At 39.4% G+C, this 14,114-nt stretch carries 12 protein-coding genes and 1 pseudogene; all 13 read right to left on the bottom strand.

Going from position 1 to position 14,114, the window contains the following annotated elements; genetic code table 11:
* Nucleotides 1-171: 171 nt before the first annotated feature.
* The 13 genes and pseudogenes from RCH61_RS09360 to guaB all read right to left on the bottom strand — a co-directional run bounded on the left by RCH61_RS09360 (nucleotide 172) and on the right by guaB (nucleotide 13,638).
* Nucleotides 172-1,119: pseudogene (locus RCH61_RS09360) on the bottom strand (ParB/RepB/Spo0J family partition protein).
* On the bottom strand, nucleotides 1,073-1,900 hold the full coding sequence (locus RCH61_RS09365; protein ID WP_306480550.1) for a ParA family protein: 828 nt from the start codon (nucleotides 1,898-1,900) through the stop codon (nucleotides 1,073-1,075). Before RCH61_RS09365 ends, RCH61_RS09360 begins: the two are co-directional and overlap by 47 nt.
* Before the next feature lie 120 nt (nucleotides 1,901-2,020).
* The gene (locus tag RCH61_RS09370; RefSeq protein WP_306480551.1) at nucleotides 2,021-2,356 is read right to left on the bottom strand and encodes a hypothetical protein; all 336 of its coding nucleotides are present in this window, start codon (nucleotides 2,354-2,356) and stop codon (nucleotides 2,021-2,023) included.
* Between the two features lie 9 nt (nucleotides 2,357-2,365).
* Nucleotides 2,366-2,542 (bottom strand): hypothetical protein, encoded by a 177-nt coding sequence (locus tag RCH61_RS09375; protein ID WP_009320322.1) that lies wholly within the window; start codon nucleotides 2,540-2,542, stop codon nucleotides 2,366-2,368.
* Between the two features lie 328 nt (nucleotides 2,543-2,870).
* A complete protein-coding gene (gene rlmD / locus RCH61_RS09380) occupies nucleotides 2,871-4,250 on the bottom strand; it encodes a 23S rRNA (uracil(1939)-C(5))-methyltransferase RlmD (RefSeq protein ID WP_306480552.1) in 1,380 nt (459 codons plus the stop codon).
* Nucleotides 4,251-4,393: 143 nt separating this feature from the next.
* Nucleotides 4,394-4,633: a hypothetical protein gene (locus RCH61_RS09385; protein ID WP_004846628.1), complete on the bottom strand. Its 240-nt coding sequence runs from the start codon at nucleotides 4,631-4,633 to the stop codon at nucleotides 4,394-4,396.
* A gap of 217 nt (nucleotides 4,634-4,850) precedes the next feature.
* Nucleotides 4,851-8,117, bottom strand: coding sequence for a SpaA isopeptide-forming pilin-related protein (locus tag RCH61_RS09390; protein WP_306480553.1), 3,267 nt, complete (start codon nucleotides 8,115-8,117; stop codon nucleotides 4,851-4,853).
* Complete coding sequence (locus RCH61_RS09395) at nucleotides 8,114-9,052, bottom strand: DUF5688 family protein (RefSeq protein WP_306480554.1); 939 nt, start codon at nucleotides 9,050-9,052, stop codon at nucleotides 8,114-8,116. The genes RCH61_RS09390 and RCH61_RS09395 overlap by 4 nt, the downstream gene beginning before the upstream one ends.
* Nucleotides 9,053-9,287: 235 nt before the next feature.
* Nucleotides 9,288-9,845, bottom strand: coding sequence for an elongation factor P (gene efp / locus RCH61_RS09400; RefSeq protein ID WP_306480555.1), 558 nt, complete (start codon nucleotides 9,843-9,845; stop codon nucleotides 9,288-9,290).
* Between the two features lie 57 nt (nucleotides 9,846-9,902).
* A complete protein-coding gene (locus tag RCH61_RS09405; protein ID WP_306480556.1) occupies nucleotides 9,903-10,412 on the bottom strand; it encodes a YqeG family HAD IIIA-type phosphatase in 510 nt (169 codons plus the stop codon).
* Complete coding sequence (locus tag RCH61_RS09410; RefSeq protein WP_306480557.1) at nucleotides 10,412-11,197, bottom strand: shikimate kinase; 786 nt, start codon at nucleotides 11,195-11,197, stop codon at nucleotides 10,412-10,414. Before RCH61_RS09410 ends, RCH61_RS09405 begins: the two co-directional genes overlap by 1 nt.
* Nucleotides 11,198-11,311: 114 nt before the next feature.
* A complete protein-coding gene (locus RCH61_RS09415; RefSeq protein WP_306480558.1) occupies nucleotides 11,312-11,998 on the bottom strand; it encodes a peptidoglycan recognition protein family protein in 687 nt (228 codons plus the stop codon).
* A 185-nt stretch (nucleotides 11,999-12,183) separates the two neighbouring features.
* The gene (guaB, locus tag RCH61_RS09420) at nucleotides 12,184-13,638 is read right to left on the bottom strand and encodes an IMP dehydrogenase (protein WP_306480559.1); all 1,455 of its coding nucleotides are present in this window, start codon (nucleotides 13,636-13,638) and stop codon (nucleotides 12,184-12,186) included.
* Nucleotides 13,639-14,114 lie beyond the last annotated feature (476 nt).

Below are 14,114 nucleotides of genomic sequence, written 5' to 3' on the forward strand. Positions count from 1 at the left end.
AAAAGGGAGCTATTGCTCCATAGATGATTACTCATCTATTTTGCAACAGCCCCATTGTTTTTCTTTTCTCGGATAGTAACTGGCAGTATTAAGGAGAAGAGGTGTGGAGAGGGGGAAAGCGAAAAAAAAGGCTATCCACCCAAGCAGACAGACCTGTCCCTTGATGTGTGGCTATCGTTCCTGTGCCTTGCTTCTTTGCAGATGGCGGTTATAAAACTCCAACGCCTTGACCACAAAATCGGATTCTTTCCCTTTGGGTACAGATTTGGGAATGAGCTTGGTTATCCTTTCATCACGGAAGGCAGGCTTTTCTCTCTGGTTTGGCTTTTCTTCTTCCATAATGGAACTGATCACCCCATCTGTCAGCTTTCCCTCCTGCATATACTTTTTCATTTTGATAGCCTGTGCAAGTGAGGGCGTGGCGTCATTATATTCCATCGCTTCAAGCAGGGTGTATTGCTGTTCTTCAGAAAGATAAGAAATTTCCACCGCAGGACGAAACGCAATCTGACGATCATCCACCATTTGCAGAATTTCGGGTACAAGCTCAGTTAAGCGGATATAGCGGCGTATCTAGTCTTTACTTTCTCCTACAAGCTCTCCTAATTCCACATCTGAACGCCCTTTTGATAAATTCGTCGCCATTGGCGACACATTTTCTTTCGGGGGTCTGCCTGCTTGTCGCTTCATTGCTTCTAACCGCATCTTATAGGCAAACGCCTTTTCACTCGGCAAAATAGTGGTTCTTTGCAGGTTGCTCTCCACCATTACAATAATGGCTTCATCACGGGAAAACTCCTTAACCTCACATTTCAGCATATCAAGCCCCGCAAGCTCACAAGCCTTTTTTCTCCTGTGACCGCTAATCAGATCATATCTGCCATCCTCCTTCAAACGGACAGTCGCAGGGGTCATTACGCCATTTCTTTTAATGCTATCGACAAGCTGTTCCATATCCTCGTCCATTAAAACCTTAAAAGGATGGTCTGGAAACTCATCAATTTCAGAAATGGGAATATCCCTTATCTTACTTAATGCCGCTTCTGCACGGCTTTCGTCTGTCTGAAAAAGGTCATCGTATGCGGTCAGCTCGATGCTGCTTTTTCTGCTTCTCGCCAATATCTGCCACCTCCTTTCCAAACTGCTCATAAGCTGCGGCAACCTTACCGCCTTTGTCATAGGCGAAAATGCTCTTTCCCTCTGCGGTAGCTTCTACTGCACGGATGGAATGTGGTATCTGGGCATCAAAGACTTTGATATTCTGACCGTATGCACTCCTTACCAATGCGGTCACTTCCTTAGAAATGTTCGTGCGTGGCATTACCATTGTCATTAAGATACCGTCAATCCGAAGATGGGGATTGATCTGCCGCCTGACTTTTGACACAGAGCGAAGCAATAACTCCAAACCTTTCGCAGAAAGATAATGCGGCTGTGTCGGAATAACCACGCTGTCAGCCGCCGCCAATGCGTTGATTGTCAGCATACCCAAGCTCGGCATACAATCAATAAGCACATAGTCGTAATTCTTTTTGACCTCGTTAATACAGGTCGTCAGAACACGCTCACGACTGATTGCATTGATAAGCCTTACTTCCAGACCTGACAATTCAATATTTGAGGGTAACAGATCCACACCCTCGCTGTGGTGCAGGATGCCTTTCTGAACATCAAAGGTTTTATCGTCAATGATGTCCTGCATAATCGTCGCAAGGGATATGGGCAAATCATCTGGTCGTGGATAGCCAAGCGACATTGTAAGATTCGCCTGTGCGTCTGCATCCACAAGCAGGACTTTCTTCCCCTGCTTCGATAAACACACGCCCAGATTGACGGCTGTGGTGGTCTTACCGACACCGCCTTTCTGATTGGTCAGAGCGATCACTTTGCAATTTGACATAATAGCGTCCTCCTTTCGCATTTATTTAGCCGCTTTGTCAAAGGCGGCTATGTACTTCGCTCTGAACGCAAGAAAGCCGACTGGCTGTTACACCAATCGGCTATGTATCCATTTCTATATTCAGTTTTTAATTAAGGATAAGGCTTTCTGTATCTGCTCCATATCCCACCTGTCAGGGAAAATGACCGCCATGATACGGAACGCATCATATAAGCCTGCCAAATAGGAATAATCAGAGTATTCCAAGCTCTGCCTATCTCTGTAATCTAAAAAAACATTACAGACCTTTCTCTGTTCTATTGTCAAATCAAGTTGTTCATAGTTTCGTTCCGCTTTATCCCTTGCATCGCTTTCTTTTTGATAATCCTCGCTGCGTGTGAGCATTTTATAAACGGTATCTTCTTTTAATTTCTCCGCTGCAATTTTCACAAGTTCAGCAAAATCTTTGTCATACATCAAAACCTCCTACACCAATACTTTTAGTTTCTTCACAGGGGCGTTTATGACTTTGACAATCAGCTCGTCAACACAGTCTGTATATCTGCCCTGCTGAATGAGTTGATTTTTCAATTCCACAAGGCTATGTAAAAGGATTGTTCTTTCCTCACTATCCAGATATGCGTGGTATTTTGTTTCTCTCATTGTCAGCACCTCCGTTCTTGACTTCATTATATAGAAGAACGGTCAGGGTACTCAAATGTGCAATAGGGGTAAAAATAAGCGTACCACTATTTCTAATGATACGCTTATCTGCTCTTATACAAATGAATGTCGCCTACATTTTTGTGGCAAGGTGGACACGACATAGATAAATATATTTCAAAAAACCTTTATTTTTCGTTTGTGTTCCCACACCCGATATCTATTACCACCGAAACATCAAAATAGTTTTTTAGGTGTTTATTGCGTGAATTTTTGCCCTCTGAAGTAAAGGTAAAATGTTTCGCAAAGTGCCTAAAATAAAGGATTTCTACGAGTTTTTCTTTTGTATCAACACAATAGTCTCCACATGCACCGTCTCGCAGAATTGATCTACTGCCGTCATTTTTTCAACCGTATACCCTCTCTGCTGTATCATCTCTAAATCCCGCGCCAAACTTGTCATTTTGCAGGAAATATATACGATGCGGTCTACTCCATAATCCAAGATCTTCGGCAATGCTTTCGGATGGATTCCATCCCGCGGCGGATCCAGTATGATCACATCCGGTTTTTCTTCTATTTCATCAAGCACTTTAAACACATCACCGGCAATAAATTTACAATTAGAAAGTCCGTTCCTTGCTGCATTTTCTTTTGCCGCTTCCACTGCTTCTTCAACAATTTCCACCCCAATTACTTTTTTCGCCACAGGAGCAAGCACCTGACTGATCGTACCTGTTCCGCTAAACAGATCAAACACTGTCAGATCACGGATATCTCCTATGTATTCGCGTACGGTCTCATAAAGAACTTCCGCGCCCTTTGTATTTGGCTGAAAAAAGGAGAATGGTGTAATCTTAAATTCTAATCCAAGCAATTTTTCGTAAAAGAAATCCTGGCCATATAAAACCCGCGTCTCATCACTTTTTACGACATCCGATAAAGAATCATTTAAAATATGAAGGATTCCTACAATCTTTCCTTCAAGCGGAAGCTGTAAAAGCTGTTCTTTCAGTTCCGATAAATCGTATTCTTCCTGAGTTGTTGTAACAAGATTAACAAGAATTTCTCCTGTTGTATCTCCCCGTCTCAACAATAAATGTCTTAGATATCCGACATGCTGCATTTTTTTATAATAACTGATCCCTTGCTCCTTAAAATACTCCAATACGCACACTAAAATTTTATTCATATCTTCATGCACAAGTTTGCAGTCAGATGCAGTCAATACATCATATGTACTTCCTTTTTTATGGAGACCGAGCGTTAACGGGCCGTCTTTATATTCATCTCCAAAAGAAAATTCCATCTTATTTCTATATGCGAATTCCTTCGGGCTTGCTTTCACGCCTTCAAAGAGATACTCGCCCTCCACAGCTTCATCCATAACTCTTCGAATTTGCCCTTCTTTCATTTTCATCTGTTCTTCATACGGCACTGTCTGATACATGCAACCTCCGCATGCCGGGAAAATACTGCATACAGGCTTCCTCGTCTCAAGCGGAGAAGTTTCCAAAACTTCCAGCAGCCTTCCTTCTGCATTTCCCTTTTTAAATTTGTTTATAATAAATCTTACTTTTTGTCCCGGTATTGCGTTTTTTACAGTCACATACCGTAACTCTTTTCCTTCTTCTTGAACTTTTACAAGTCCTTTATTCGGAAAATCAACTCTTTCAATTATACCCTCAAAAATCTGCCCTTTTTTCATAACTTTTCCTTTCATAATAATCTTTATGTCAATCTTATATATATCATCACAAAGCAGATGACCTTTTCAACCGCAAAACAGGCAGGGTGCAGTTCCATCCACACTCTGCCTGTATGTTCTGTTTTATTTCTGCAAACAGCTTCTTACACCTGATCGTCTTCGCTGAAATAATCATCGAAGTCATCATCAAAATCATCTTCAAACTCTTCTAAATAATCCGGCGTAAAGAAACGATACACTGCGTAAGCGATCCCTGCAACTGCTGCCACTGCTCCGATGATAGCTAATACCCAGATCACTTTATTTTTCTGACTTTCCGCCTCTTTTTTGTGCAACAGATCATTCAGTTTTGTCTCGGCGATAAACTCTTCTACTTTGCTCATAATCTACGTCCTTTCTCTGTTCTGAAAACAGTCTTTACTTTCTCAATATTATAACACTAACCGATTCATATTACTACTGATTTTGAGCAAATTCTAAAATTCTCCTTAAGCGAAATTTTTACTAAACAAATCCTGATATTCTCGTAAATGATATTTTAATTGAGTAAATCCCGGTATTCCCTAATCAAAAATTTTTTGATTATTATGCTCAATAAAATCAATTTCTTCGTTTTCTTCGTTTTCCCCCTGCATATACAACGCAAATCGATGCAAATGCTGTAATAGCAGCATCTCTCATTTTTCTCATATCATCTCCTGTTTTTACTGTAACTTCAACTTCTTCCTTTTTTAAAACAGATACCATTTGATCCTGATTTTTTAAATCCCGATGTGCATCGATCAAGGAATCTCCAAGATACAACACTTCAAAAACAACAATTCTTTTCCCTGGGAGCTTTGACGAGTCCACATCAAATTCCATTGTAATCCCTTCTTTTGCCTCCTCGCCTTTAAATGTTTTTTCTGTTGTCACCGGCTTTCCATTTTGAAGCAGTTCTCTCCCTGTATCTGCATCCATCAGAATCCCCTTCATCGTATAAAACGCACTTGGTTCTATATATTTAAACCTTACTGTATCACAGATAATATGTTCTTCTCCGGCGGTAATTTCCTTTGCCATACTTTCTTTCCAAACTGCATGAGTGTCCAATATCCTTGTATGCTCATTTTTTATCTCTAAAATTTTTTCTTTCTCTCCTTCTACTGTTCCGTCTTCTGAAATTTGGAATTCCCACACGTTTTCATTTTTCATATATCCGGTTAAAGGTTCTGTCTCCCGCAGGCAATAAATTCCCGGGCGAAGATAAGAAAGATGTATTTCTCCGTTCTCATCTGTAACATAAATTGTTGTTTCCTCTGTTTGAGATATTTTTTCCCACAACTCAAATTTTACACCTGAAAGGCCTTTTTCTTTCTCTCCGTCAATTTTCCTTATAATTACTGAAGTCGGTTGATTTAAAACTTCCGCTTTTTTTGTCACGACTGAAATGTCCTGTCCTTCGTATTCTAATTCTATTTTCGTACTTTTCTTTGGCAAAATATAACCTTCCACCTGCTTCGTTTCTATAATCTCATAAATGCCGAGATAGAGTTCCTTCGACTGTGCTTTTCCACTTTGATCGGTCTCGAATTCTTCCACTATCGTACCTTTTTTCACACGAACTGTACCATCCGGTGTACAAATATCTTCTGCTGCCTTTATGTTAAATTTTACGCCCGGAATCCCTTTTCCTGTTACAGAATCATTTTTTTGAATCTGAATGCGCCCTTTTGCGGGATTGTTTTCACACTCTGTAATAAACGGTTTATCCCAGTCATGATCTTCACTGATCGTAAAAGGGATCAATCCATCTTTTTTAAGGTATCCTTTTGGTGCTTTCACTTCCTGAAAATAGTAATCTCCTGCCGGAAGTTTTTCCGGCAAAACAAAGCTTCCATTTTCATCTGTCTCAAACATGTCATAAACAGATTCTGACGGATAATATACCGTCATTGTAATCGGATTTTTCTCTTTATCAAGCAGCCGGAACGAAGCCCCCCTGATCGGAATTATTTTTCCGGTCTCTGCATCTTTTTTCACGAGTTTCACAGGTGAAAATATATGTTTATTTTCTAAAATATAATATAATGTTTTCGCATCTTCTTCTATCGTAATTTCAAAATCTCCTGCCAATGTCAATCCTTCAGGAGCTTCTGTTTCACTTACAATATAAGTATCGTATACAAGACCTCCCTTTTCTCCATTTTGACATGTCGCCGCATATCCGTTTTCATCTGTCACAATCTCGATTTTTCTTCCTGTCGTTTTAGAAGTAATCGTAAAAACAATTCCTTTCAAGGGAACTTTCTGATCATTTTGTTCGGATTCATTTTCTTTCTCTTCACGGAATTTTACAATCTGCAGATCTCCTCTGATAATCTGATCAGGTACCACTGGAATTTGAAAAATCGTATCAGTTTGTCCAGATCCTTTTGGTTGAATGATCTCTGTAATTACTTCGCTATTAAGTAAATATCCTTTCGGAGCTTTTATTTCCTGAAAGCTAACAGTTCCAAGAGGCAAAACGACTTGTCCTTCTTTGGTTTTATAAAACGGATCTCCGCTTACTTTATGGGCTTCATCCATTTTTATCATTCCTTTCGAATCCGTTTTCATAATCCATTCCCTGACTGAAGATTGTCCTGCATCTGTCGGATTATCTTTATGATATCCATAATAATATTTCACTGCAAATTCAGCGCCTTCCAGCGAGGCCGCTCCTTGTGCCTGCGATGTACCGGTCTCTTTATCTGTTTTCCGTAAAATTAAATCCACCGGGTAATACTGTGCTTTGTCCGTACATTTATAGGTGCACACTTCATTTTCATTGATCCGAATCGGATGACTTTCAAAATCAATCGCAAGTCCTGCCGGAGCTTTTAATTCTCTGATCTCATAATTTCCGATTGGAATGTTTTCTTTTTTTGCATAACCTAATTCATCCGTCGTTAATTCCCATAATACCTTTTCTTTTCCTTTCTCATAAATACCAAATACAGCTCCCGCAAGAGAATAGCATGAATTTCCTTCAATCCATTCTGGATAATCGGAATGTTTATAAATTTCAACAGATCCGACTCTGTCTTTTCCGCTTCCTCCCATCGTCTGTCCGACTGCATTGATATTAAACAAAAAAGCGTAAAAGGATTCCGGAGGATCCGGCATCGTTTCCATATTTTTTGCTTTCTGTTTCAGTTTCTCGATCACCTGTCCGTCTAATCCGACAAATGCTTCCTCTGTTCCCATATAGAGATAAGACAAAATACAATGACTCATGCAATATTCATCATTTATGCTATAGCTTTCTCCTACACCGATCGAGCCATATTTTGCCCGATACAGTTCATAGCCCGGACCACCATATGCATAATACAAACCTTTTCGCACCAATCCTCCGGTTAATGTCTGAGCTTCATATTCTCCCGATTCCGGCGTATCTTTCAACGGTTCAAGACAGTAAGCGGGTTTTCCATTTACAGCAAAATAATTCGTACTGTAATTTCCATAATAAAGCTCCTCGCCTACCGTCAATTCTGCCTTTGCCTTTTCTGACATTGCCATTGCCTTTGTCAGCATCTCATCCGCCTTTACCGAGACTGCAGAATGAGTACCTGATGCCTCGTCTGATGATATCAATATCAATCCCTCCTTAGGCATATCTCCCTTTTCTTCGGTTTCTCCGGTTTCCGAAGAAAATGTCTCTGTTTCCAGATCAGATAATGATAAGGGGTGTTCTGTCTTCACAGAAAAGTCTGTTTCTGTTCCCTGATTTCCGTTAGAAGATTCAAGAGCACTCACCTGATCTGCCATGCATATATTTGTAAACATCATTCCAAAAAGCAGACAGAGGATTCCTTTTTTCCATCTTTTCACTTCACTACTCATGCCATCATCCTCCCTGTCTGTACTGTCGATCCGACACGCAATTTTCCCGAGTTTCTGCTATACAGATAAACATGGCTGCTCAATACATCTTCCTCTTCTACCTGTGTACTGTTAATTTCCTGAACCATCTTATCCAGCTTACTGCAAACAAAACCTTCTGAATATGGAACAATGATCACTTCATGAACGCTGCTTGGCAGGATATAATAATCTTTTTTCAAAATCTGACCGATCATCTCAAGCACATTCGGATATGCAATACATGCTGCGCCGTAATTCCTGAATTTATTTGACAAAACATACATCTGGTCATAATCTTGCTGTTCCTCTAAAAAAAGATCTCCCGAATCATAATCTTCCTGCCCCATAAGAGCTTTTAGTGCGTGATTCATCGTCACAAATTCTGCCGGAAGAAGATTTCTTACATTTTTCACAGCATCTTCCCACAATGTCTCTGTCTGTATCTTCCAGCTGTTCGCATGAATGCTGTTGATAACCATTGCCGCTGTTCCCTCTTCAGATACATCAACAAGAACATAAAATACAATCGACAGATCAAGAAACGCCAAATGCGGAACGTTGCTTAGAAACTTTCGGTTTTTTACTGTATTCACCAGCTTAAATACAATCCTGTCTTTTACCCCTTCATAATCTCGAAAAGCCTCACAATCCCACGGCCGATCCAGCCTTATTTCTTCATAAAGCTTTACAATATCCTCTACAATCTGCTCCAACTGTCTTCCTGCCATATAGCTTTCGTAATACTCTTCCAGATAAATTGTCGGCGAAATATTAATTCCCGGCATTTCTATCAAAATCCCAGTACGCTCTTTCCCGTTATTTTTCATAGCCGTGTATAAGCTTGCGTGAACACCTCCCATCATCTTTCCATTCATCATCTTTTCCACCGCATTTGCAAATTCAATATAAGTCATAGAACTCCTTTCTTCTACATGCGGTTCAATTTTAATTAAATGAGAAATCCGGTACGAATTGTACCTTCGAAATACTTTGATCATTTGAAAAATATTATGTGCTCTTGATTATAGAGAATGGAAAAAGAAAATGCAACATGTAATATTGCACAAAAAAAGATCCCGCCCTCAGACGGAATCTTTCCTGTACAATCTTCAAATTGCGTATAATTGTAACCTCTAAATAACGTTTTGCTTAAACTCGTGACAAATATTCTCCTGTACGAGTATCAATTTTCAGAACATCTCCCTGCTCAACAAAAAGCGGAACCATAACTGTAGCGCCAGTCTCTACAACAGCCGGTTTTGTTGCTCCCTGTGCAGTATCGCCTTTGAATCCCGGCTCTGTCTCTGTAATCTCCAACTCAACAAAAAGCGGCGGTTCAACAGAAAATACATTTCCATTATGTGAACAGATCTTAACTGTCTCATTCTCTTTCACAAATTTCAAAGCATCGCCTACAACATCTGCGTTCAGTGCGATCTGATCATATGTCTCAACATCCATAAAGTTGTACAGATCTCCATCCTGATACAAATACTGCATGTCCTTTCTGTCAATATGAGCTTTCGGGAATTTCTCTGTCGGACGGAATGTTTTTTCTACCACACCCCCACTAATAATGTTTTTTAATTTTGTTCTTACGAAAGCTGCACCTTTTCCCGGTTTTACATGCTGGAACTCCAAAATCTGGTAAATATTTCCATCAATTTCTACAGTAATTCCGTTCTTAAAATCTCCTGCTGAAACCATTTATCTTCCTCCTTCAAAATCGTTCACTATTTTTGCATTCCATTTAATAATTTTATACTATTTTCCTTCATTTTTCAATCTTTTTTTATAGAAATGAAGAACGATCTTCTCAAGATATCTCTTAAGAACGATCTGAATCTCTTCTTTTGGGTAAATCGGACGCACAAGAATGTTATGGATTCCTGTTCTTTTTGCTCCCCACACATCTGTAAATAACTGATCTCCGACAAAAAATGTATTTGTTTTATCAGTTCCCATTATCTCCATTGCCTTTTCATAATTTTTCGTAGAAGGCTTATGCGCATTATAAATGTAATTTGTCCGAATATCCTGATTAAACATTTTCACTCGCGCTTCTTGATTATTCGAAATAAGACAAGAGGAAAATCCGATTTCTTTTAATCTCTGAAACAGTTTTTTCGCTCTGTCATCTGCCGGAGCTCCATGCGGAACAAGCGTATTATCTATATCAAAAATTACTCCTCTATATCCTTCTTCATACAACTTTTCAAATGGGATAACATATGTAGACGCTACATACTCATCCGGAAAAAATCTTTCAAACATTATCTTTCATCTAACTCCATCAGTTTTGTAATCAATTCTTCACAGATCTGCAATATCGTTTTTCCATCCGTACGAATTACAACATCCGCCGCATTCTCATATTTTTCTTTTCTTTTTTCCATCAGATCAGCAATAAACTCTATACTTTTATTGTCTTTTAACAAAGGCCGGTCATTACTGTCTTTCACGCGTTCATAAATAGTCTCAGGACTGGCAGTCAGAAGAACAACTCTTCCGTTTTTCTTCATTTCAACAACATTTTCACTGCGCAGAGCAACTCCTCCTCCGCAGGAAATAATACAATTCTTCCCTGTCTGAAGTTCCTTTAACAGTTCCGTTTCAAGATTTCGGAAATATTCTTCTCCATATGTTGCAAAAATATCCGGAATACTCATTTCTTCTCTCTCGGAAATTTCCTGATCCATCTCTACCAGTCTCATATCAAACATCGTGCTAAGATAATCGGAAATCGTAGACTTTCCGGCTCCCATGAATCCAATCAAAACAATATTATAAGAAAATAGCTTTCTCGCCTGAATTCGCTTACTATTCCTTAAAATCCGCTGAAACACATCATGTATTTCCTCTTGATATTTATTATCACGCAGCTTTTCTTCCAGCCTTTTTTCCTGCTTTGCCTCCTGAGCCGGCTGAAGAATCGGCATTCCATACATTTCTTTATATGCCATTATCTTTTCGATAATTCTGTTTCTCTCTACAAGAGCATCGATCAGCTTGTCGTCACACATTGCAAGCTGCTCACGGTACATTTCCAGATCGTTCATCTTTATCCTCCACATCTCACAAAACTAACAAATCTAACACATTATATCAATTTCACGGAAACATGACAAGAGATTTTCAAAATGCAGATTTTCGAAACATTTTTTTCAAATAAATTATTCGCTTCTACTCTTTTGAACTGCATCCCACACATTATCCTTAAACATTTCCCATGCATCCTCATTTTCCACAAAATATTTTGGACAATTTTTTCCTGTTACATCATAATGTCGGATGATCTGATCTTCCTTTAAATCAAATTTAACACAAAGCCACGCTGTAAGCTGTACAAGAGATCGGTATGTTTCATCAGTAAACTTTCCTGTCTCATCCGGATGACACACCTCGATTGATACTGTATCCGCATTCCTTTCATTTGACGCATATGCAATTTCCCATGTAGGCACACATTGTATAATCTCTCCGTCTAATCCGACAATAAAATTGCTGCTTGCCTCTGTTTCCTGTGAGTATTGAAGTCCGTTAAAATAATCTCGATTATTCTGCGCCGTACTTCCCGGATTCGCCGTATAATGAATGACAACCCCTCTTACACCCTCACTTTCAATCCCCGGTCTGGAATAGGGATTGACATCTAACAACTGTACGTCTATATCCGGTTGTGATGCATCCACTTCCACAAACTGAACTTTTTTTCCAACACATGAACGCATAATTAAAACAATCGTCAAAAGAAGAAGGAGAAGCATTCCTGCTGTTATCGATATCATCATTCTTCTATTTTTCATCTTCTGTTTTGACCGCTTCGATGTTCTTCTTTTGTTCTTTTTGTAAAACCTCATTTCTCTGCCTCTGTTTTTTTCGGTATCCCGCCTTCAAATTTTGCACTATTCTTTATCTTTATGATTAAAAACAAATGCCTGTCAGAAAATCAACAGGCATTTGTTTCATTGCATTTTTATTCACTTCGATTCAGATTCTCATCCGAAAGGATACTCCTGAGATCCTATGTAAGAATACCGTCTTTTTATTCGTCTACACTATAGTTCGGCGCTTCTTTTGTAATGTGGATATCATGCGGATGACTTTCTTTAAGAGACGCTGCCGAAATCTTAATGAATCTTCCGTTTGATTTAAGTTCTTCAATCGTATGTGTTCCACAATATCCCATACCGGAACGAAGTCCTCCCATAAGCTGGAATACAGTATCTTCTACTGTTCCTTTATATGCTACACGACCTTCCACACCTTCCGGTACAAGTTTCTTTGCATTTTCCTGGAAATAACGGTCTTTACTTCCGTTCTCCATAGCCGCGATCGATCCCATTCCACGATATACTTTATATTTTCTTCCCTGATAAAGTTCAAATGTTCCCGGGCTCTCATCACATCCTGCGAAAATACTTCCCATCATACACACATTCGCACCTGCTGCGATCGCTTTCGTCATATCTCCCGAATATTTGATACCACCATCGGCAATAATCGGCACTCCGTATTCTTTTGCGACATTATAACAATCCATAACAGCTGTAATCTGCGGCACGCCGATTCCTGCAACTACACGAGTTGTACAGATCGATCCCGGTCCGATACCGACTTTCACCGCATCAACACCAGCTTCGATCAATGCTTTCGCAGCTTCTCCGGTAGCAACATTACCGGCAATGACCTGAAGATCCGGATATTTTTCTTTCACCATGCGGACTGTACGAAGAACATTTGCTGAATGTCCATGTGCCGAATCCATAACGATAACATCCACTTTTGCTTTTACAAGAGCTTCTACACGCTCAAGACAATTTGCTGTAATTCCGATTGCAGCGCCGCAGAGAAGACGTCCCTGTGAGTCTTTTGCAGAAAGCGGATATTTAATCTGTTTCTCAATATCCTTTATTGTAATCAAACCTGTCAGATTACCTTCGTCATCAACGATCGGAAGTTTTTCTTTTCTTGCTTTGGCAAGAACTCTCTTAGCCTCTTCAAGAGTAATTCCTTCTTTCGCTGTGATCAATCCTTCTGAAGTCATGGATTCTTTAATTTTCTTAGAGAAGTCCTCCTCGAATTTTAAATCACGATTCGTAATAATGCCGACAAGCTTGCGGCCTTCCGTAATCGGCACTCCTGAAATGCGGAATTTTGCCATTAAATTATTCGCATCCTCCAAAGTATTCTCCGGTGACAGATAAAATGGATCTGTAATAACTCCATTTTCTGACCTCTTTACTTTGTCCACTTCTTCTGCCTGTGCTTCGATCGACATATTTTTATGAATGATACCAATACCACCCTGACGAGCCATTGCAATCGCCATACGATGCTCTGTAACCGTATCCATTCCGGCGCTCATCATCGGAATATTAAGTCTTATCTTTTTAGTCAAATATGTTGACAGATCTACCTCATTCGGGATTACCTCTGAATATGCTGGAACAAGCAGCACATCATCAAAAGTAATTCCTTCTCCAATAATCTTTCCCATGTTCTTTGACCTCTCTTTCTACGAATCCATACTAGTAAATGTTATTTGATATACTACCGAAATTCAGAACTGATGTCAACCCTTTGAGGGGGTGCACAGAGTTTTTCACCATTGATTTATTTTAACTTTTATTTATAAGTTATACTTATATATTAAATTTTACCATAATCTATCGTAATATATTGTATATCTTATCATTTTATATGAATATACTCTGCATCCAAATATCAAAAGCTGAACATTATCCCGCGTTATGATTCTAAAAAATCACAAAATTATTTTATATAATTATATCATGAATCAATGAAAAAAATCATCCTCTTTTTATAAAAGCAATCATCTGAAGTGCCAAAAGGCACATTCCGATGACTGGAAACGGTCGCCAAGGTCTCTGGCAAGACCGGCCTTTGGCTCATTGCTACAAAAAAAGACAACGCCGTCACCGACGCTGCCTTCTCTCATTCCGTAAGGAAAAT

This window comes from Mediterraneibacter sp., from assembly GCF_030825015.1.
Taxonomy (GTDB): domain Bacteria; phylum Bacillota; class Clostridia; order Lachnospirales; family Lachnospiraceae; genus Mediterraneibacter.